Consider the following 19,857-nt stretch of genomic DNA (forward strand, 5'->3'; position numbering starts at 1 on the left):
AAGGATTTAATCCCGAGAGGGTACCGCCCTGTCGCTACAACGACAGGGCGTTTTTCCAAAGCGCAGCAAACAGCCAAGCAAGGCCTAACATAGGCAGAGACCAACGGTGAAACTCTGTCCAAATGCCAGGCTGACAAGCCAAGCGCAGGGCAATTAAATTAGCCATTGAACCTACCGCCAAACCAAAACCACCGACACTGACGCCCCAGGCAAGCGGCTGCCACTCACTCTGCTCCGCGAGTAGCAGCGTTGCTGGCACGTTGGAAATAATTTGTGAAAGCAGTATCCCTACGCTGATATCGCCACCGGGCCACTGACGCATAGTATTTATTGCCTGCTGTACGACGGTTAACTCACCGATGACACTTAAATTGATGAACATTAATACGAACACTACCAGCAGCATCCAATCGATGCTGAACACCGCTCGCCGGGCCACCAATAACATCGCTAGCATTACGCCGGCCATCGCTGGCAACACCCAGCCCATGTCCACTGCAATCAAAAAAAGCGGGTAGCCGATTAGTGCCGCCCATAGCGGCTTTTTGTGCCGTATTGTTGCTGCAATAGAAGCTGACTCCAAATGTATTGATGCTTTAGGAAACGCCAACGGAATAAGGAGCAAGAGCAGCAGCATCAAACCAACACCCAGCGGTAGCATTACCCATAGAAATGCGCCAAAGCGTAGGCCTGAAAGCTGCCATAGATAAAGGTTTTGTGGATTCCCAATCGGGCTCAGCGATGACCCCGCATTGACCGCCAGCGCTTCAAACACAATTAAACGCGCAATAGGCAGCGTTGCCATCCTGGCGAGACTAAGGGTCAGTGGCACGACAATAAACAGCGCCACGTCATTGGTGACGAAGGCAGAAAGCAGACCTGAAAACAGCACCAAACCCACCGCTAGGCGCCTTTCACCCTTCAGACGGGCCAATAACTGGCGTCCCCAGAGCGTTAAATAACCACTGAGCTCCAACGATCGGCTGAGCAGCATAAGACCGGTTAACACAGCAAGCGTGGTCCAATGCACCCGCTCAGCCATCTCCGTCAATGACTGAGGTTCCAGCCACCACAAAACGACCCATAGGCCGCTCATTGAGAGCAGCATAGGATCGTTCAGTAAACGCTGAGAGATAAAGACGACGGGCGAGATGAGCCGTTGGATCAATTGCAAAACATTAGTCGCTCAGAGAAAACCGCATGATAGCGCTGACTGCCTCTGAATAAACGCAAATTACTGTTTTTAGTATTTTAAGCAGACGTCATCACATCGGTTTGACGATGGCGCTGCTCATCAGAGCTAGGTAAAGGGGTTTGTTGATGACTAAGCTGCTCCCATTCAGGGTATTCGCCGTTATGTTCATTGATGTCAGCCAAGTTCATTCCGGCGGCTTTTTCGGCAACACTAAACTGCCCAGCATACTCGCGCATTTGCAAAGCCTCCTGGGATAAACCTTCAGCGCTCTGGGCCGCCTGGTTGACTAAGCGCATGGTTCCTTGCGTCGTCGTATCAATTTGCACCACCGCCTGATTAACCTCTTCAATGCCGCGTCGCTGCTCCTCAGAGGCATTGGCGATTTGAGTCATTAGCGTATCCACGTTACTGGCAGCCTGCATTATCGCACGAGTATGTTCACCCGCTTGCTGCGACAATACACTGCCCTGTTGGACACTCGCACTCGACGCTTCAATGCGTGATCGAATCTCGCTGGCAGCATTGGCACTGCGGGTTGCCAGCGCCCGCACTTCATTTGCCACGACTGCAAAGCCACGCCCATGCTCACCAGCACGCGCCGCTTCAACCGATGCGTTCAGCGCCAATATATTGGTTTGGAAAGCGATGCTCTCAATCATTCGGATGATGCTTTGGATCTCTTCAGAATGATCATTGATCGCCTCCATAGTGGCAATAAACTGGGTAATGACCTCGTCACCCTGCTGCGCCTTATGGGAAACATCCGCGGTCGATTGGCTCACATGCGCCGCACTTTCCGCATTTTGATTTACCGTCGCGGTTAGCTGCTCCAGGCTCGCCGCCATTTGCTGTAAGGCAGACACTTGGGTATCGGTTTGGCTGGCCAAGAGCTGGTTCTGCTCAGTCATTTCCTGGCTGCTGCTATAGACCTGCTGGCTGCTAGCAGTAAGTCGATCGACGGTTGTCGTTAAAGCGCTCTGCATACTGGCTAGCTCACTAAACAGCTGACCAATTTCATTGGTCGAGTGAGCTGAAACGGGCGTGGATAGATCGCCTTTAGCAATACGTTGAAAATGCTCGGTAATGACTTTTAAAGGGCGAAGCACATTCTTGCGCACACCCCACACCACCACCGCCACCACTAACAGCGCGGCACCCAGCACCGCAATGACGCCCCAAAACAATAGCGATGATACTTGCTCGTAACGTGCGAGAAGACCGTTACCCCGCTGGTTTAAGGCGTTAAAAAATGCCTCTGCACTCTGCACAAATTGCTGGCTGCTGTCATCTACCCGTGACTCTCCTGACAGGAAACCAGAGACATCCCGCTCTTCCAGCATCATCATCTGCAGACTAAGGTTATTGTTAACGAACGATTGAAAATCAGCGGCCAATTGATCAACTAACGCTTGCTGCTCAGGCTCAAAATCACTCGCCGAAAACTGCCCGAAGTTGACTGCCGCCGCATCCAACAACCGCTGAGATTCATCGATAAGTGGGGCAGGACGATCAAACGACGGGGTGCGAATTAACTCTGCTGCACGATTCATTTGGATACGCGCACGTAATAACTGCGTGTAAGCACTATTAAGCTCACTGACCTGCGCCATGTCCCGCTGATGTAGCGACGTGAATGCATCGCGGCCAAAATGATTAGCGAATAGCCCCAATGCGCCAATCACGACGACCAAACCACTGAACGCCAAGAGCACCAGCGTCCAACTCGCCTTGACGCTTAAGTTATTGATCAATTTCATCTCGACCTGCCCCTATGAGTAAGATTAAGCAGACTTATGCAGGGGCAGCCATAGCTGCAGGCGACGACGAATTTCCAATAATGCCTGCTCGTAAGCGTCTGGCTTGCCAATCAGACGCGGGTCGCGAATATCCCAGAACAGCACTTCACCCGCCTGCCCTTGCCAGTCCCGACAGGCTTGCTGAGCCTTATCACACAGCACAATGACAAAATCGAAGGTCTCGCTCTCAAACTCATCCAGCGATTTACTGCGTAAACCTTCCGTGGGTAGTCCCTGTTTTCGCAATGCATCAAGCGTCAATGCATGGGGCTCATCCGGTTCAGAACCAGCGCTAAACGATTCAAAACGATCACCTGCCATATGGCGAAGCAACGCCTCTCCCATTAAGGACCGTGCAGAGTTAGCGTTGCAAAGAAACAACACGCGGCGCTTCGACATAAGGAAATAGCCTCTAATGTAATTAATAGCTGTCACTTTACGCTGGATTCATGACGGCAATATTGCAGCTTGCAGTCGACGCTAGAAATATACGAAAAAACATATATGATAGAATCATTAACCTTAAATGGCGTTAAACAGGTAGCCCTAATGTCTTCAATAAACGATTTACCCCATCTAACCGATTTACCTAACATCGACAACGCGCTGTTTGAGCGCCCTAGCAGTGAGCACCTAGGCGTTCCACAAAGTGTCGATCATGCACCTAGGATATTGCTGTTATACGGTTCTTTGCGTCAGCGCTCGTTTAGTCGGTTAGCCGTTGAGGAAGCAGCACGCCTACTGACCGCCATGGGTGCAGAAACGAGAATTTTTGATCCTAAAGGGTTGCCGCTACCGGATGCTGAAGATGCCAGCCACCCTAAAGTTGATGAGCTACGCACGTTAGCTCAGTGGTCCGAAGGCATGGTGTGGTGCTCCCCTGAACGCCATGGCGCAATGACCGGCATTATGAAAGCGCAAATAGACTGGATTCCACTTTCGCTAGGTGGCGTGCGCCCGACTCAAGGCAAAACATTGGCAGTAATGCAGGTTTGTGGCGGCTCACAGTCCTTCAATACGGTCAATCAGCTGCGCATATTGGGGCGCTGGATGCGCATGCTGACGATTCCCAACCAATCGTCAGTGCCGAAAGCCTTTATGGAGTTTGATGAAAACGACCGAATGAAACCATCGCCTTTCTACGACCGGATCGTGGATGTCATGGAAGAGCTGGTGAAATTTACCCTGTTAGTGCGCGACCGCAGTGACCTGCTGACAGACCGTTATTCAGAACGTAAAGAGAGTGCTGAAGAACTCTCTAAGCGTGTTAACCAGCGCGCTATCTAATCAGGAGCTTTCCATGTCAGCACGGCAAGATATTACATCGCCCACCACTGCCGAAGGAATGGGGCTGTTTGAGCGTTACCTGACGCTTTGGGTAGCACTGGCTATTGTGGCGGGCATTTTACTCGGACAGCTCCTGCCAGCAGTACCGGAAACACTTTCCCGCTTTGAAGTAGCGCAGGTTTCCATTCCGGTCGCGGTGCTTATCTGGGCAATGATTTTCCCCATGATGGCGCAAATAGACTTCACATCACTACTCGGTGTGCGGCGCCAGCCAAAAGGTTTGATCATTACCACATCGGTGAACTGGCTGATTAAGCCTTTCACCATGTTTGCCATCTCCTGGTTCTTTCTTATGGTGGTCTTTCGGCCCTTAATTCCAGCCGAGTTAGCCAGCCAGTATTTAGCAGGCGCGATTCTGCTCGGTGCAGCACCATGTACAGCAATGGTGTTTGTGTGGAGCTATTTAACCCGCGGTGATGCGGCCTATACGCTGGTGCAGGTGGCGCTTAATGACCTGATCATGCTGTTCGCTTTCGCGCCCATCGTGGTCTTCCTCCTAGGCATCTCCAATATTCAGGTACCCTGGGATACGGTTGCCTTATCGGTGGTGCTCTATATTGTGATCCCCCTGACGGCAGGTTATATAACGCGCCAAACCCTGATCAAAAAGCGCGGCGCAGAGTGGTACGACAACGTCTTTATGAAGCGCGTTGGCCCCATCACCCCGATTGGCTTGATCATCACCCTCGTGCTTCTATTTGCCTTCCAGGGCGAGGTGATTCTGAATAACCCGCTGCATATTGTACTCATCGCGATTCCACTGATTATTCAAACGTTTCTGATCTTCTTTATTGCCTACGGCTGGGCCAAGGCTTGGCGGGTGCCGCATAACGTTGCAGCCCCTGGCGCTATGGTCGGTGCGAGTAACTTCTTTGAACTGGCGGTCGCAGCGGCTATCGCACTGTTTGGCTTACAGTCAGGTGCCGCGCTGGCCACCGTCGTCGGCGTGCTAGTTGAAGTGCCGCTCATGCTAGTACTAGTGCGTATCGCCAATAAAACCCGCCACCATTTTCCAGCAGAAAACATTCAATAGGAAACAAATGCCATGGCTCATTATTTAATATTTCTAGGTTCGACCCGAACTAGCACACCCCCTTCCCCTGCCCGCCTTGGCGAGAGAGTAGCAAAAGCCTGCGAGCGCTTGCTTTCATCACTACCCCATACAACAGCCGAAATCATTGACCCGCTAACACTGAATTTAAGCGACCCATTCAAGCCCCACTTTGCTTATGCAAAAGCCAATGCACCGGGTGATTTATCGCAGTTGGCCGATAAAATCAGTGACGCCAATGGCTATGTAATGGTGAGCCCTGAATATAACCACTCCATGAGCCCTGCCCTGAGCCATCTGCTTAATCACTTTGGCGCGTCACTGTTTGCATTTAAACCCAGCGCTATTGTGACCTACTCGATGGGCCAGTGGGGCGGCGTGCGTGCAGCCGTTGCCATGCGTACATTTCTATCAGAGCTTGGCTGCTTGCCGGTGTCGGCCATGGCACATATACCCAAAGCCCAGGAAGCGCTGAGTGAAGACGGTCACTTTGCCCAGGATCAGGAGCGTTGGGAGAGTTATTTTGGCCGCACACTAGGCCAACTAATGTGGTGGGCGGAAGCCGCCGCTAGCTATAAAAACCAAGTTGACCCAACGAAAGTATCGCCCGCTTTTAAAACCGTTCCTGCCCAGCGTAATGCGCCTGGCAGTGAATCTTGAAGTCTCCATGCCCGTCACTATTTATCACAATCCCAACTGCACTACATCGCGCAATATGCTGACAATAATCAAAGCTTCTGGGAAAAAAACCAGAGGTGATCCATTATTTGCAAATGAAACGCTGCTAATTATCAGCTATTCCTGCAGCCTGCAAACGAACTTGCCTTAGATCCCGCTTCAGCTGACATAGCCATCTGACATAGCCATCTGGCCCAAGTTTGGTCATGGGCTTCCCTGATGAGTGCGTCATTGCATTGATAAATAGCGGGTAAGAAAGTGAAATACACAAAGAACTCATCAGAATTTCAGCAAACCTAAGCCTGAAATTGATATAGCAGTGATGAGTTATTCTGTCTTGCGCGCCTGGTAGGGCAGAACTACGCTATATTTCGGCTTAACAAATTCGGATAACCATATATAACTCCCCCCAGCTAGGGCTTCTCGACAATAACAATGGAGTGTCAAACGATGACACGCTTGAGTCGCCGCACCTTTCTTAAGTTAACCGGCAGCAGTGCCGCCCTGGGTACTCTTTCGCTGGCCCCCATCACTCAGGCGCAGCAAGGCAATCCCTCTACCGCGGGTAACACAAACCTGCCCTACCCAAATGAGGTGATCGCCCGACTTAGCGAGTTGACGGTCAACCAACCGCTTTACTTCACTTACCCCGATATCCACTCACCCTGCGTGGTAATCCGCAGAGACCGTGAAGTTAAAGGAGGCGTGGGGCCGAACAAAGACGTAGTGGCTTTCAGCACACAATGCACCCATATGGGCTGTCCAGTGAGCTACGACCAGGAGACTGAAACTTTCAAATGCCCCTGTCATTACAGCATATTCGATCCCGATAACATTGGTCAGATGGTGATTGGGCAAGCGACCGAGAATTTGCCGCGAATCATTCTGGAGTATGACGAGGCTGAAGATGCCCTGAGGGCGGTGTCGATTGATGGTCTTATCTATGGCCGTCAGGCCAATATCATCTGATTCGGGAGTATCAACAATGTCACAATTTAAAGACCGTATTCCTCTTCCTCCAGTGAATGCTCAAAAGACCAATATGGCCTGTCACTTCTGCATTGTTGGCTGCGGGTACCATGTCTATAAATGGCCTGCCAATCAAGAAGGCGGCAGAGCGGCTAACCAGAATGCGCTAGGGCTCGACTTCACTCAACAGCTACCAGCCATGCAGCTAACCATGACCCCCGCCATGGTTAATCGGATACAAGAGCACGATGGCCGTGAATACAGCATCATGATCGTTCCTGATAAGGAGTGCAGCGTCAATAAAGGGTTATCCTCAACGCGTGGCGGCCAAATGGCCAGTGTGATGTACTCGAAGGGAACCCCCATCAGCGAGCGTCGCCTCAAATATCCCATGATCTACACCGGGGACGATTGGTCAGACACCCATTGGGAACATGCCATGGCTCTATATGCTGGTTTGACCCAACGTATCCTCGATAATGACGGGCCGGATCAACTGTTTTTCAATCTCTTCGATCATGGCGGCGCTGGCGGCGGCTTCGAGAACACCTGGGCTACCGGCAAACTAATTTTTGACGGCATTCAGTCAAAAATGGTGCGTATTCACAACCGTCCTGCCTACAACTCAGAATGCCACGCCAGCCGCGACATGGGCATTGGCGAGCTCAATAATAGTTACGAGGATGCAGAGGTGGCCGATGTTATCTTTTCCATCGGCGGAAACTCTTATGAAACTCAGTCTAACTGGTTCCTGGCCCACTGGGAGCCGAATCTAAGCGGGTCTAACATCGCTAAAAAGCGGGAATGGTTTCCTGGCGAGTCAGTAAGCAAAGGTAAGGTTATTCTAGTCGACCCCCGACGCACCCCTACTGTCGCTATCTGTGACACGATTGCTGGGAAGGAGAATGTTCTGCATTTAGCAATCCAACCAGGTACAGATACTGCCTTATTCAATGGGCTGCTGACTCATGTGGTAGACCAAGGGTGGCAAGATCAAGCCTTTATCGACGAACACACCAGTGGTTTCGAGGAAATGCTAGTTGCCAATCGCATGGGACTGGACGAGTGTAGTCGCATCACCGGCGTGAGTCGGGCCGATATCGTTAAGGCCGCCGAGTGGGCCTATAAACCTAAGGCCAGTGGCCATGCCCCACGTACCATGCATGCCTATGAGAAAGGCGTGATCTGGGGAAATGACAACTATCGGATTCAGTCCGCAATCGTCAATCTGGCTGTAGCTACCCACAATGTAGGTCAACGCGGCACCGGCGTGGTTCGTATGGGCGGTCACCAGGAGGGCTATGTGCGCCCACCCTACCCCGGCGGACGCCCAGCACCTTATATTGATCAAGAGTTGATCAAAGGTAACGGCATGATGTTGACGGTGTGGGCCTGCAATGCGTTTCAAACCACCCTCAATGCCGAGACTTACCGGCAGGTCATCAAGCGTCGTGCTTCCATTGTTAACCAAGCGCTGGCCGAAGCGAGAGGCGTCACTTCTCAAGAAGATTTGATCGATATTGTCTATGATGCCGTCAAGAATAAAGGTGGTCTATTTATCGTAGATATCGATCTTTACCGCACCAAGTTTGCCGAATATTCACATATGGTTTTACCAGCCACCCATCCGGGCGAAATGAACCTGACCTCTATGAACGGTGAGCGTCGGCTTCGGCTGTCTGAACGCTTTATGGATCCTCCCGGCATCGCTAAGCCTGATTGTCTCATTGCCGCCGATATGGCTAACGCTCTAAAGCAACGTTATGAATCCGTAGGTAACACTACGATGGCCGAGCGTTTCGCTGGATTTGACTGGACGACCGAGGAGGATGCCTTCAACGACGGTTTCCGCATGGCGCATGAAAAGGAAATTGATAGCCAAGGCGGGCCTACAGGACACTTAGCCACCTATGAAAGATTGCGTTTGGCTGGCAATAATGGCGTCCAACTTCCCATCAAAGAGTATCGGGATGGCAAGCTCATTGGCACCGAGATGTTCTATACCGACAATAATTTCAGTACCGACGATGGCAAGGCTCATTTCCAGTCATCACCCTGGAACGGTTTCCCTGACGTGGTTCAGCAGCAGAAAGAGTCTTATGACTTCTGGATCAATAACGGAAGAACGAATCATATCTGGCAAACGGCTTACCACGACCAATACCTAGCTTTCCGCAAAGGCCGCTACCCGATGGCACCATTAGAAATCCACCCACAGGATGCCCAGGACTTAGGCATCGCCAACGGCGATATAGTCGAAGTTTATAACGGCTATGGTGCAACCACCGCCATGGCCTATCTTGAGCCTGACTTGGAACGGGGGCAGGTCTTTATGATGTTTGGCTACCCTAATGGGGTCCAGGGTGATGTCATCAGCGATTGGACAGACAGAAACCATATCCCCTATTACAAAGGCACCTGGGCGAATCTTCGTCGGATAGGGTCAAACCCCGCTTACCTTCGTGATGCAACCTTCAAACGTCGACGCTATAGCTAGGGTAAGGAACTCCGGGGCTGCCTCAAAAAAACCGCCGAGGATAGTGTGTTGGTGACTTAAAGGAGCCCCGAGCACGTCAGGTGCGACAGCGAATCATTAGTAACGCCAACAGAGCGCTCACCATCAAGCCAGAGGTCAGCCACAGAGCTCCAGCGCCGTATTGTTCTATCAATAGGCCAAACAGCAGCGGCGCAAACGCTTGCATGGCCCGCGCCGGGGCAATGATTAAACCCTGGCGACGGCCAAAACCCGCAGGACCAAACAGAGCCAACGGCAAGGTGCCAGACGCTATAGTCATCATGCCATTGCCAGCACCATGTAGCAGCGCAAAGCCCGCAGCGGGCATACCTAGCGTTGCCAATAACGCGGCACCTAGTGGATGAAGCGTTGTCGCCACTCGCGCCGCGACCAGAGGGTGTAAATGGCGTAACAAAGCGAACTCACCCAGCCGCGCAGCCACTTGCGCAGGTCCTACCAACGCGGCAGCGGCCACGGCAACTGAGAGGGATACACCGGTTTCCTGCAGTAATCTAGGGAGATGAGCCGCCATCGCCGTCGACACAAACCAGCCAGCTGCAAATACAAAGGCTAACAGTACCATGGCTAAGCGGGGCCGATCAGGCGGTGGAACAGGTTTTTCGTCCTTATGTTCTGCCTGGCTAGCCCCTGCTTTTGGCAAGAGTGCATTAAGCGGCAGCCCTATCACAATATGCAGCATGGCCCAAACGACACAGGCGGCACGCCACCCAAACTGATTTTCCAAGAGAGCGGTAACCGGCCAACCGATGGTGCTGGCAAATCCCGCCAGTAGCGTAACACCGGTAATCGAAGCCCGGGCGCTGCGTCCTAATAGCCGCCCTAAGGTGGCAAAGGCGGCGTCATATAACCCCATTGCCATGCCAATACCAGTGATTAGCCAAGCAAGCATTAGGCTGAACACACCTTGAGACAGCGCCATTATGATTAGGCCAAGGGCCATGACACCGTTCGAGGCCATCAATACACCTCGCCCACCGCGCATATCAATCCAACGGCCAACGCTGGGGCCGAGCATAGCGGTTAATAACAAGGCTGCAGAGAACGCCGCGAACACCCAACTGGTCGGCATGCCTAAATCGCGGGCCATAGGCACCGCTAAGATAGCAGGCAAGTAGTAGCTCGATGCCCAGGCCAGAGTTTGAGCGCTTCCTAACGTTAGCGTTAAACCTACCCCAGAAGAACGGATCATGCGGCCTGCCGAGGCAACGCTAGCGCCATCGCTGAGCTTGCCGCCACTAAGGCAGCCGATACCCACAGGCAGGCGCTCAGCCCGTAAGCCATATACAGCCAACCCGACAATAGCGTGCCGACTAAACGTCCCAGGGCATTGGCCATATAGTAAAAGCCGACATCCATCGACACGCCATCGGCGCGGGCAAAGTGAACTATCAAATAACTGTGCCAGCTGGAATTAATCGCAAACAGCACCCCAAACGCGAGTAGCCCGACGACTAACCAACCTACTTGTGCCAAAGGCAGCATCGCCAACAAAATTGCCAGCACCGCCAGCGCTGCAGCCCACCCGGCCGTCAGCACTCGTACATCACCTTTAATTAGCCGGGTTAATTTTGGTGCCTGGGTCTGTACCCCGCCATAACCAATCACCCATATCGCCAACAGCCCCCCCACGGTCCAGTGGGTCCAGCCGTGCTGGTCGTATAGGAAGACCGGCAGTGCCACCACAAACCACACATCACGCGCTGCAAAAAGACAAAAACGTGCTGCGGAAAGCACGTTAATCGCGCGTGATTTCGAGAAAATCTCGGAGAACTTAGGCTTCACTTTCTGCCGACCAAGATCCGCCTTTAAGCGCAGCAGTGAGAGCAGCAGCACGCCAGCCAGCATCACAGCCATCACAAACACAGCAGCCTGAAAGCCAATCAGCGTTAACAGCAGCCCGCCGACAAAAAAGCCCAGCCCTTTTAACGCATTTTTAGAACCGGTCAGCATCGCTACCCAACGGTAAAGCGAGCTGTTAGCGTTCGCACTCTCTTTAGGAACCAGTACCTTAACGGCGCTTTTTGCGCTCATTTTATTAAGGTCTTTAGCAATGCCCGATAGCGCCTGAGCGGCCATGACCCAGACAACGGTTAGCAGACTTGCCGGCACCATTAACATGACCAGGGCCACAATCTGCAAACCCAAGCCCACGTTCATGGTGCGGTTGAGCCCCAGCCTTGCGCCCAGCCAACCACCCACCAAATTGGTCACAACGCCAAAGGCTTCGTAGAACAAAAACAGCATCGCGATGGCTAACGGCGAATAGCCCAATTGGTGGAAGTGCATCACCACCAGCATGCGAAGGGCGCCATCGGTGATCGTAAACGCCCAGTAGTTGCCGGTAATCAGCATGTACTGGCGCACCTCGAAAGGTAGCGCCCTTACCCGGGTAAGCATTGAATCAGCCACGACCCACCTGCTCACGCCCTACCATCAGGGATAGCTCAGCGGTTCTATTCGCATAACCCCATTCGTTATCGTACCAAGCGTAGAGTTTTAGCTGCGTGCCATTGACCACCATGGTAGACAGCGCATCAATAATGGAGCTGCGAGGGTCAGTGCGGTAGTCGATCGACACCAACGGGCGCTCTTCATAGCCCAGGATACCTGACAACGGGCCATCTGCTGCGGCTTTCAAAGCAGCGTTCACCTCGTCGACGGTAACTTCACGCTCAAGTTCAAACACCATGTCGGTAAGCGAGGCGTTAGCCAACGGAACTCGAATCGCATGGCCATTTAACTTGCCTTCTAGCTCAGGAAAAATCGCGGTGATGGCTTTCGCCGATCCCGTTGTGGTGGGAATCAAACTCATACCACAAGCGCGGGCGCGCCGCAGGTCTTTATGCGGGGCATCCAGAATCGTTTGGGTATTGGTGATGTCATGCACCGTGGTCATTGAGCCATGACGAATACCAAAGCTGTCCTGAATGACTTTGACCACCGGCGCCAAGCAGTTAGTGGTGCAGCTGGCAGCGGTAACGATCTTATGCTGCGAAGGATCAAAGAGATGATCGTTCACCCCCATCACTACATTGAGCACGCTCGCTTCTTTCATAGGCGCACTTACCACTACCCGCCCTACACCTTGGTCGAGATACGCTTGAAGCTTATCAGTGGTTTTCATTTTACCTGAGCATTCGATCACTACATCGCAGTCGGACCAGTCGCTATCGGCAATTGCTTTATTAGCGCTAAAGGCAACGGACTTTCCATCGAAAATAATAGCGTCATCAGTGGCTGTAATGCCCTGCCCTGGAGCCCAATGGCCGTGTACCGAATCAAATTCCAATAAGTGAGCAAAGGTTGCCGCATCGCCGCCCGGATCATTAATGTGCATAAGCTCAACGTCACCCGTCGACACTTTTTGCCACAAAATTCTCAGCGTTAAGCGACCAATACGTCCCAATCCATTGATACCAATTCGAAGTGCCATAGTGCCTCCAAGACTCTCTGTTCTATGGGGTCTATTTCCAGGTTTGTGTTTTAAAGCTGTTAGTTTCTCAAAAGGATATCGCTTATATACGCATAAACATATATTAATGCATAAAAAAACACATATGAAAAACAGGCCCACCGATTGACGATGGGCCTGCTTGACAGGCGTTAATTAACCATAACGACCCGAAATATAGTCTTCGGTTTTTTTCTTAGCGGGGGTTGAGAACATCACTTTGGTATCGTTGTACTCAATAATTTCACCCAGGTGGAAAAACGCCGTGTAGTCGGCCACCCGCGCGGCCTGCTGCATGTTATGGGTTACGGTGATGATGGTGAACTCTTCCTTTAGCTTATCCATCAAATCTTCGATGGTCGCGGTCGAGATTGGATCAAGCGCCGACGTTGGTTCATCCATCAAGATTACATCAGGCTGCACGGCAATAGCGCGGGCGATACATAAGCGCTGCTGTTGACCGCCCGACAGCGAGGTACCGGGCTCTTGCAACTTGTCCTTCACCTCGTTCCAAAGACCAGCGCTACGCAATGCCTTTTCAACTAGCTCATCCTGCTCCGCTTTGCGGCTAACCAAATCGTGCATACGCGGCGCATAAGCAACATTTTCATAAATCGACTTGGGGAAGGGATTCGGCTTTTGGAAGACCATCCCCACTCGGCGGCGCAGCGCTACTTCATCCATTTTGGAGGCGTTTACGTCCTGTCCATCCATCTCGACCAAGCCTTCGGTGCGCACGCTAGGAATCAAATCGTTCATACGATTCAGGCAGCGTAAGAAGGTCGACTTACCACATCCAGAAGGGCCAATCAGCGCCGTCACGTTTTTCTGGAACAGATCAATATTAAGGTTATTCAACGCTTGGTTTTTGCCATACCACAGATTCAAATCGCGAACCCGGATGCTCAAATCGTGGCAGGCCTGATTGTTACGCGTGTAAGGCTGCCCAACCGCAGGTGCATGCTGGTCGTTCATTACAGGTGCTTGGCTATTCATAGCAATGTCCTCTATAACGCACTGGCCTACCAGCGGCGCTCAAATTTCTTACGTAGCACAACGGCAAAAGCGTTGAGTGAGATGAGTATGGTGAGTAGCACCAAAATACCGCCGGCTGTTTTTTCTACAAACGCCTGTTCAGGCTCGCCTGACCAAGTAAATATTTGCGCGGGCATAACGGTGGCCGCTTCAGTAAAGGACGCGCCGACATCAGGAATAAATGCCACCATCCCGACGATAATTAGCGGTGCTGTTTCACCCATCGCCTGAGCAAGCCCAATGATGGAGCCTGTCATAATGCCCGGCATTGCCAACGGCAGAACGTGGTCGCGTACCACTTGCCAGCGCGAACAGCCCACCCCAAAGGCGGCATGGCGTATGGAGTCCGGCACGCTACGTAATGCGGTTCGCGTTGAGATAATGATCACCGGCAACGTCATCAGCGCTAGCGTCATACCACCGGCCAACGGCGATGAACGTGGCACACCGAAGAAGTTGATAAAGATCGCCAAACCTAACAAGCCGAACAAGATCGAAGGGATGGCGGCCAGGTTATTGATATTAATTTCAATCGCCTGGGTAAAACGGTTATCCGGCGCAAACTCTTCCAAATAAACCGCTGTCATTACCCCGATAGGAAATGAAATCGCCAGCGTTACGATCATGGTCATCACGGTGCCGACCACTGCCGATAAAATACCGGCATTCTCGGCGATTTTGGAATCCCCAGAGCCAAAAAAGGTGCTATTGAAGCGAAGATCCACCTGGCCTGCTTCAACACGCTCATCAAGAGCGGCTTGCTCTTCTTCACTCAGGCGATTTCGGTGCCCCTTCAGGTACTGGTCAACTTCACTGTTTGCCAACACCCACTGCGCTTCGCTGGTACCAATCATCCCAGGGTTATTGCGCAACTCCATGGGAATTACTCGCACCGCCGTGCGACTGATTAACGGTAGCAACTCTTGGTCAAACGCCTGCCGTCCATCGGTTTGCGCTTCTTCGGTGTAACTAATCTCGGTCTGGATATACGCCTGCTGAAAGGCTGGCAACCCCTTGCTCAGCATATCGGCAAAAAACAGCACCAGAAACAGGCCTGCCAAGCCCAACGATCCCATTGATATCCATTTAAGGCGGGCAGACTTACGGTGACGCCGCTTAAGCTGCTGGCTGATTTCGTCAAAAGTATGGCTCATCGAAACAGTTCCTCAGCGTTACAGGTTATTCACGCGGTATTTTTCGCGGAAACGACGGATCATCAGTACAGATACCAGGTTCAGCGTGAGCGTCACCGCAAACAGCACCAGCCCCAGGGCAAAAGCTGACAGCGTTTCAGCACTTGCAAACTCTTGGTCCCCGGTTAAAGCCGCCACAATACGCACGGTCACCGTGGTCATATCTTCCAGCGGATTAGCGGTAAGATTGGGCCGCATGCCTGCCGCCATCACCACAATCATGGTTTCACCTAGCGCGCGCGACATACCCAACAGAGTGGCTGAAATAATACCCGGCAGAGCAGCAGGAATGACCACATCTCGTATGGTTTCCCCTTTGGTCATGCCTAATGCCAGCGACCCTTGGCGCATACTATCGGGCACAGAGTTGATCACATCGTCCGACAGCGAAGAGATAAACGGGATGATCATGATGCCCATCACGACACCAGGGGCGACGGCGTTATTATAAGAAGCGTCGAGCCCAAAAAAACCGGCGATATTGACGATAATCGGCGCTACCGTAATCGCGGCAAAAAAGCCGTAAACCACGGTAGGAATACCTGCCAGAACCTCAAGGACGGGCTTGGCAATGGTGCGCACGTTACGTGGTGCATACTCGGACATATAAATCGCGGAGAGCAGGCCGATAGGAACAGCGACCAGCATAGCGATAGCGGTAATCATAAAGGTACCGGCAAACAGCGGTACCGAACCAAATTCAGCCCCACTACCGTCTCCACGACCCGCTGACGCTAAAAAGCTCGCGCCTGGATTCCACGTGGTGCCGGTAATGAACTCCCAGAAGCTGTGCATTTGGAAAAAGCGCAGCGCCTCGGAAATAATCGAGAACAAAATGCCGAACGTAGTGAAAATCGAGATTAACGCTGCCCCGGCCAAGACCATGCGGATAACCCGCTCAATGGCCTGACGGGCGTGAAAATCAGGTTTAACTTGGTTAAGACTTACCATCAGCCCTATTGCTGCAATCACTAAACTCGCGGACAGCAAATAGAGCGTGGGGATATCGGCGCCCATTAGAAGCAGCACAAAAGCCCCCAGCGCACTCACTACCACGGCTGGACCAGCGGTCGAAAGCACGGTGAACCAGGCGTATTGATCTGGCTGAGCAAACATAGCCGTGCCCGCACTGCGTAAACGGGTGGCTTTTGAACGGCCAGCAAAAAACGCCAGCAACCCCAGCAGTAGTAACGCACCGCAAAAAATCAGAAGAAGCTGGTTAGTCTGCATCGAATTTCTCTCGCATTACTTAATGAAATCGTATTGGCGACTACTTTGGGGCACAAACATTACAGCAATGTGACAAACGCCAATTTATCGCTGTCATAAAATGAAAGGCCGACAGCTTACGCTGCCGGCCACTTTCATTTCTAACTTAACGACTTACTTAAGAACGTCTACTGACATTGTAGTGCGATCTGCTACAGCCTGACGCCACTCTTCGCGCTCTTCTTCAGGCAGAACGATCAAGCCGATATCTTTCAAGTAACCATCTGCGCCAATCATCATTTCGCTCATGAACATGTCGACGTAGTCAGCCATCGGCGGTACTTCTTCAGCGTGCTGGTTCTTCACGTAGAACCACAGTGAACGCGCCACGGGGTAGTCACCTGAGCTGATTGCTTCGGGCTCTGGCGCAACACCGTTGATGGTGGCACCGTTCAGGGAATCGGTATTCTCTTCAAGGAATGAGTAGCCAAAGATACCCATTGCCCCGGTATCTTCACTCAAGCGCTGAACGATCAGGTTGTCGTTTTCGCCAGCGTCGATGTAAACACCGTCAGAGCGAATATCGGTGTAGCCTTCTTCGCCGTAAACATCCATTTCAAGCGATGCAGTTTCCAGTACTAGCTCTTCAAAAGCGTCACGGGTACCAGAAGTCGTTGGCGGACCATAGATGGAGATTTCACGGTCTGGCAGCGAAGAATCAATTTCGCTCCAGTTAGTGTAGGGGTTATCAACTAACTCACCATCAACCGGCACCTGGGCGGCTACTGCCATGAAAATCTGCTCAAGCGTCAGGTCAACAACATCATTCGTGTTGGACTGACCAAGCACGATACCGTCAGAACCGATTTTAGCTTCGGTGATATCGGTAACGCCGTTCTCTTCACAACGCTCAAACTCAGCGACTTTCATGCGGCGTGAAGCGTTAGTAATGTCTGGCGTGCCTTCGCCAACACCGTTACAGAACAGACGCAAACCACCGCCCGAACCAGTTGATTCAATAACAGGCGTCGGGTTGCCGGTAGTGGCACCGAACTCTTCAGTTACGTAGCTGGCAAACGGGTAAACGGTACTGGAGCCTACGATACGGATTTGATCACGGGCTTGGGCAACACCGGCAACGCTCATTACAGCAGCCGCGATAACGGTGGTTTTTAGAATACGGTTCATGCGAAAAACTCCTGTTCATGTAGGGATCTAACCTTCGCAAGGCATACCTTGCACTGGTTCCATGACAACTTCATGACAGTGAGCAATACATGAAAGAATTTTTGCTACGTGAGGAATTCGCTTTCGTTTACAGCAGTAAACCCAGTGCCGCCAAGGTACACAATGCTAGCGAAGCGCCTTGCAGTAAACGTCTATCCAAGCGATGAGCAATGGCGTCCGCCACTGCATTACCTACGAGTACCGCAGGGAGAAAGGTAAGGGCAACCTGAAAATGCCAGAGCTGAATCTGATTAGCGAAGGCGAGAGTCATAATGGTCAGCATTGAGGTCAAAATGAAAAAGGCCGCCAGATTTCCCCGCACCCGATCAGCAGGCAAGCCGTGCATCAATATCACCATGGGCGGGCCCCCGATGGCAGCAACGGTGCCAAAGATACCTGACAACACACCGGCGCCGAATAGCGTTACTCGATTAACCGGCAGTTTAAAGCGGCACAACGTCACCAGCACAGCAAACAGTACGATGATGGCGATTAGCTTTTCTAACAAAAACATCGGCGCGGCGAGCAGCAGCCAAATACCCAGCGCATTGCCAGGCAGGCGCCCCACTAACGCCATGCCAATGGAATCCAGACGCACCTCATGCCAATAGTGACGCACCATCATTAACGAAACGGTAAAGCCAAACAGCACTAAAATGACCGGCACCAATCGTGGCTCAAGCATCAGCAGCAATGGTGCTCCGATCACGGCCAAACCGAAACCGGTTGCCCGCTGAACAAAGGCACCCAGTAGCAGCACGGCTGCGCAGGCTAACCAAGTACTCATCGGCATATTGACCCAAGCCAACATGCTATCCATCACTGCTGCTCATTCTTATTGCTCATGCCTACGACTCATCCCTGTGAATCACTTATGACGGGCGCCTTGGTTAATTTGCGTACGCCGATATTTCCCAACAAAGCGGCGCCCAACATGGTCAGCACCATTGGCCATAGGTGCTCAACTTCAAACAATCCGACCATCACCCCCGCGAGAGCACCACAGGTAAACTGGATGCCGCCTAACAGCGCCGTTGCAGTAGCGCTAATATGACCAAAATGATCCAACAATGAAGAGATTGCGTTCGGGGTAATCAGCCCAATCATGCCGGTGAACAGCATAATCAGTGGCACAACAACCATGAGTGACGCGATATTTAACGCCGTCACTACTACTAACCCTAGCGCTGCCGCTAACTGTATAAGCAGCCCCAAGCGTAGATTTTGCTGTGGCGTGCGTTTACGCAGCAGGTGAATATTGACGCGGTTGGAGAGCGCAATGACCAGTACGTTGACACCAAACACGAGCGGATAGGTACCTGGCGATAGACCAAAATAGTCGAGATAGAGAAACGGCGAAGCGGTTACAAAGGCAAAAAGGCCGGCAAAGGAAGCGGCTACTGCGCAGATATAGCCCATCCCTTCACGATGTTTGAGCACGCTGGCGTAATTGCGAATAACCTGCCGCGGTGACGCCGCAGGAAGCGACATATCGCGAGTTTCAGGCAGTCGCGTTCCTAACAGCCAGAGTAAAAAGCCTGCATAAACAGCCAAGAAAACAAAAATTAACCACCAACCGGCCACATGCAACAATAGGCTTCCCACGGCGGGCGCCACCAACGGTGCCAGCATCATAATCATCGCCATGGTGGACATTACTTTAGCGGCCTCGCGCCCACTAAAGCAGTCGCGCACAATTGCCGCCGAGTTGACCACGCAGGCCCCGCCCCCCAGCGCTTGAATAAACCGCCAGGCCAGCAGTGTAGGCAAGCTGTCGACCATCGTAATAGCCAGGCTTGCCAGCATAAACACCACTAGTCCGCCCAGGAGTACAGGCTTTCTGCCCATGCGATCCGAAAGCGGCCCAAAGCAGAGCTGGCCCAGCGCAAAACCAAACAAGAACACGCTAATGGAAAGTTCAGTGCGATGAATACTTGCGCCGATACTTTCGGCGATTATTCCCATCGCAGGTAGGTAGGCGTCGATCGCAAAGGGGGCAAGCGCCGTGTTGGCGGCAACTAGCAACGCTACGCGGCGGGGATTAAGATGCATGGGTCTCCTTACGGCGATAACGAACGCGCGGGAATAGATAGGCCGCTAATCATAGCCGATTTTAAGACCCTTGTCGGGGCTAAACGCTATAGGCACAGCGCTATCGCAGTAGATGAAA

Annotated in this window: 17 protein-coding genes; 5 read left to right on the forward strand and 12 right to left on the reverse strand. The window is 52.2% G+C overall.

What is annotated here, in order from left to right; translation table 11 throughout:
• Positions 1 to 34: 34 nt before the first annotated feature.
• The 3 genes from Q3Y66_RS12285 to Q3Y66_RS12295 all read right to left on the reverse strand — a co-directional run bounded on the left by Q3Y66_RS12285 (position 35) and on the right by Q3Y66_RS12295 (position 3,390).
• Positions 35 to 1,174 (reverse strand): SLC13 family permease, encoded by a 1,140-nt coding sequence (locus Q3Y66_RS12285; protein ID WP_035587362.1) that lies wholly within the window; start codon positions 1,172 to 1,174, stop codon positions 35 to 37.
• Between the two features lie 77 nt (positions 1,175 to 1,251).
• A complete protein-coding gene (locus Q3Y66_RS12290) occupies positions 1,252 to 2,952 on the reverse strand; it encodes a methyl-accepting chemotaxis protein (RefSeq protein ID WP_008959499.1) in 1,701 nt (566 codons plus the stop codon).
• 24 nt (positions 2,953 to 2,976) lie between these two features.
• Entirely contained in the window at positions 2,977 to 3,390 is a 414-nt protein-coding gene (locus Q3Y66_RS12295; protein ID WP_035587365.1) for an arsenate reductase ArsC, read from the reverse strand.
• A 150-nt stretch (positions 3,391 to 3,540) separates the two neighbouring features.
• Here Q3Y66_RS12295 and arsH point away from each other — a divergent pair, with 150 nt between their 5' ends.
• From arsH to Q3Y66_RS12320, 5 genes are all read left to right on the forward strand, one after another.
• Positions 3,541 to 4,278 carry an arsenical resistance protein ArsH gene (arsH, locus tag Q3Y66_RS12300; RefSeq protein WP_008959501.1) on the forward strand — a complete coding sequence of 246 codons (738 nt, stop codon included), beginning with the start codon at positions 3,541 to 3,543 and terminating at the stop codon, positions 4,276 to 4,278.
• 13 nt (positions 4,279 to 4,291) lie between these two features.
• A complete protein-coding gene (gene arsB, locus Q3Y66_RS12305; protein WP_008959502.1) occupies positions 4,292 to 5,371 on the forward strand; it encodes an ACR3 family arsenite efflux transporter in 1,080 nt (359 codons plus the stop codon).
• 12 nt (positions 5,372 to 5,383) lie between these two features.
• A complete protein-coding gene (locus tag Q3Y66_RS12310; protein WP_008959503.1) occupies positions 5,384 to 6,049 on the forward strand; it encodes an NADPH-dependent FMN reductase in 666 nt (221 codons plus the stop codon).
• 468 nt (positions 6,050 to 6,517) lie between these two features.
• A complete protein-coding gene (locus Q3Y66_RS12315) occupies positions 6,518 to 7,036 on the forward strand; it encodes an arsenate reductase (azurin) small subunit (RefSeq protein ID WP_008959504.1) in 519 nt (172 codons plus the stop codon).
• A gap of 16 nt (positions 7,037 to 7,052) precedes the next feature.
• Positions 7,053 to 9,533 (forward strand): arsenate reductase (azurin) large subunit, encoded by a 2,481-nt coding sequence (locus tag Q3Y66_RS12320; protein WP_008959505.1) that lies wholly within the window; start codon positions 7,053 to 7,055, stop codon positions 9,531 to 9,533.
• A 76-nt stretch (positions 9,534 to 9,609) separates the two neighbouring features.
• On the opposite strand, the gene Q3Y66_RS12325 is transcribed toward Q3Y66_RS12320, so the two are convergent.
• The 9 genes from Q3Y66_RS12325 to Q3Y66_RS12365 form a co-directional block, all read right to left on the reverse strand.
• Entirely contained in the window at positions 9,610 to 10,761 is a 1,152-nt protein-coding gene (locus Q3Y66_RS12325; protein ID WP_008959506.1) for an MFS transporter, read from the reverse strand.
• On the reverse strand, positions 10,758 to 11,969 hold the full coding sequence (arsJ, locus tag Q3Y66_RS12330) for an organoarsenical effux MFS transporter ArsJ (protein ID WP_035587390.1): 1,212 nt from the start codon (positions 11,967 to 11,969) through the stop codon (positions 10,758 to 10,760). Before arsJ ends, Q3Y66_RS12325 begins: the two co-directional genes overlap by 4 nt.
• Positions 11,970 to 11,973: 4 nt before the next feature.
• Positions 11,974 to 13,005 (reverse strand): ArsJ-associated glyceraldehyde-3-phosphate dehydrogenase, encoded by a 1,032-nt coding sequence (locus Q3Y66_RS12335; RefSeq protein WP_008959508.1) that lies wholly within the window; start codon positions 13,003 to 13,005, stop codon positions 11,974 to 11,976.
• A gap of 174 nt (positions 13,006 to 13,179) precedes the next feature.
• Positions 13,180 to 14,019: a phosphate ABC transporter ATP-binding protein PstB gene (gene pstB / locus Q3Y66_RS12340; RefSeq protein ID WP_008959509.1), complete on the reverse strand. Its 840-nt coding sequence runs from the start codon at positions 14,017 to 14,019 to the stop codon at positions 13,180 to 13,182.
• A gap of 26 nt (positions 14,020 to 14,045) precedes the next feature.
• A complete protein-coding gene (gene pstA, locus Q3Y66_RS12345) occupies positions 14,046 to 15,212 on the reverse strand; it encodes a phosphate ABC transporter permease PstA (protein ID WP_008959510.1) in 1,167 nt (388 codons plus the stop codon).
• An 18-nt stretch (positions 15,213 to 15,230) separates the two neighbouring features.
• On the reverse strand, positions 15,231 to 16,481 hold the full coding sequence (gene pstC / locus Q3Y66_RS12350; protein ID WP_008959511.1) for a phosphate ABC transporter permease subunit PstC: 1,251 nt from the start codon (positions 16,479 to 16,481) through the stop codon (positions 15,231 to 15,233).
• A 153-nt stretch (positions 16,482 to 16,634) separates the two neighbouring features.
• Complete coding sequence (locus tag Q3Y66_RS12355; RefSeq protein ID WP_008959512.1) at positions 16,635 to 17,648, reverse strand: PstS family phosphate ABC transporter substrate-binding protein; 1,014 nt, start codon at positions 17,646 to 17,648, stop codon at positions 16,635 to 16,637.
• A gap of 127 nt (positions 17,649 to 17,775) precedes the next feature.
• Positions 17,776 to 18,507 (reverse strand): sulfite exporter TauE/SafE family protein, encoded by a 732-nt coding sequence (locus Q3Y66_RS12360; protein WP_008959513.1) that lies wholly within the window; start codon positions 18,505 to 18,507, stop codon positions 17,776 to 17,778.
• A 35-nt stretch (positions 18,508 to 18,542) separates the two neighbouring features.
• Positions 18,543 to 19,739 carry a multidrug effflux MFS transporter gene (locus Q3Y66_RS12365; protein WP_008959514.1) on the reverse strand — a complete coding sequence of 399 codons (1,197 nt, stop codon included), beginning with the start codon at positions 19,737 to 19,739 and terminating at the stop codon, positions 18,543 to 18,545.
• Positions 19,740 to 19,857: the final 118 nt, after the last annotated feature.

The sequence above is a fragment of the Halomonas sp. HAL1 genome (genome assembly GCF_030544485.1).
Lineage (GTDB): Bacteria > Pseudomonadota > Gammaproteobacteria > Pseudomonadales > Halomonadaceae > Vreelandella > Vreelandella arctica.

Bases quoted from the DNA above. Each gene is read 5' to 3' on its own strand.
- pstC (WP_008959511.1), bottom strand. From the start codon at position 16,481: ATGCAGACTAACCAGCTTCTTCTGATTTTTTGCGGTGCGTTACTACTG.
- pstA (WP_008959510.1), bottom strand. From the start codon at position 15,212: ATGAGCCATACTTTTGACGAAATCAGCCAGCAGCTTAAGCGGCGTCAC.
- Q3Y66_RS12325 (WP_008959506.1), bottom strand. From the start codon at position 10,761: ATGATCCGTTCTTCTGGGGTAGGTTTAACGCTAACGTTAGGAAGCGCT.
- arsB (WP_008959502.1), top strand. From the start codon at position 4,292: ATGTCAGCACGGCAAGATATTACATCGCCCACCACTGCCGAAGGAATG.
- arsJ (WP_035587390.1), bottom strand. From the start codon at position 11,969: ATGCTTACCCGGGTAAGGGCGCTACCTTTCGAGGTGCGCCAGTACATG.
- Q3Y66_RS12290 (WP_008959499.1), bottom strand. From the start codon at position 2,952: ATGAAATTGATCAATAACTTAAGCGTCAAGGCGAGTTGGACGCTGGTG.
- pstB (WP_008959509.1), bottom strand. From the start codon at position 14,019: ATGAATAGCCAAGCACCTGTAATGAACGACCAGCATGCACCTGCGGTT.
- Q3Y66_RS12365 (WP_008959514.1), bottom strand. From the start codon at position 19,739: ATGCATCTTAATCCCCGCCGCGTAGCGTTGCTAGTTGCCGCCAACACG.
- Q3Y66_RS12315 (WP_008959504.1), top strand. From the start codon at position 6,518: ATGACACGCTTGAGTCGCCGCACCTTTCTTAAGTTAACCGGCAGCAGT.
- Q3Y66_RS12355 (WP_008959512.1), bottom strand. From the start codon at position 17,648: ATGAACCGTATTCTAAAAACCACCGTTATCGCGGCTGCTGTAATGAGC.
- arsH (WP_008959501.1), top strand. From the start codon at position 3,541: ATGTCTTCAATAAACGATTTACCCCATCTAACCGATTTACCTAACATC.
- Q3Y66_RS12335 (WP_008959508.1), bottom strand. From the start codon at position 13,005: ATGGCACTTCGAATTGGTATCAATGGATTGGGACGTATTGGTCGCTTA.
- Q3Y66_RS12310 (WP_008959503.1), top strand. From the start codon at position 5,384: ATGGCTCATTATTTAATATTTCTAGGTTCGACCCGAACTAGCACACCC.
- Q3Y66_RS12295 (WP_035587365.1), bottom strand. From the start codon at position 3,390: ATGTCGAAGCGCCGCGTGTTGTTTCTTTGCAACGCTAACTCTGCACGG.
- Q3Y66_RS12360 (WP_008959513.1), bottom strand. From the start codon at position 18,507: ATGGATAGCATGTTGGCTTGGGTCAATATGCCGATGAGTACTTGGTTA.
- Q3Y66_RS12320 (WP_008959505.1), top strand. From the start codon at position 7,053: ATGTCACAATTTAAAGACCGTATTCCTCTTCCTCCAGTGAATGCTCAA.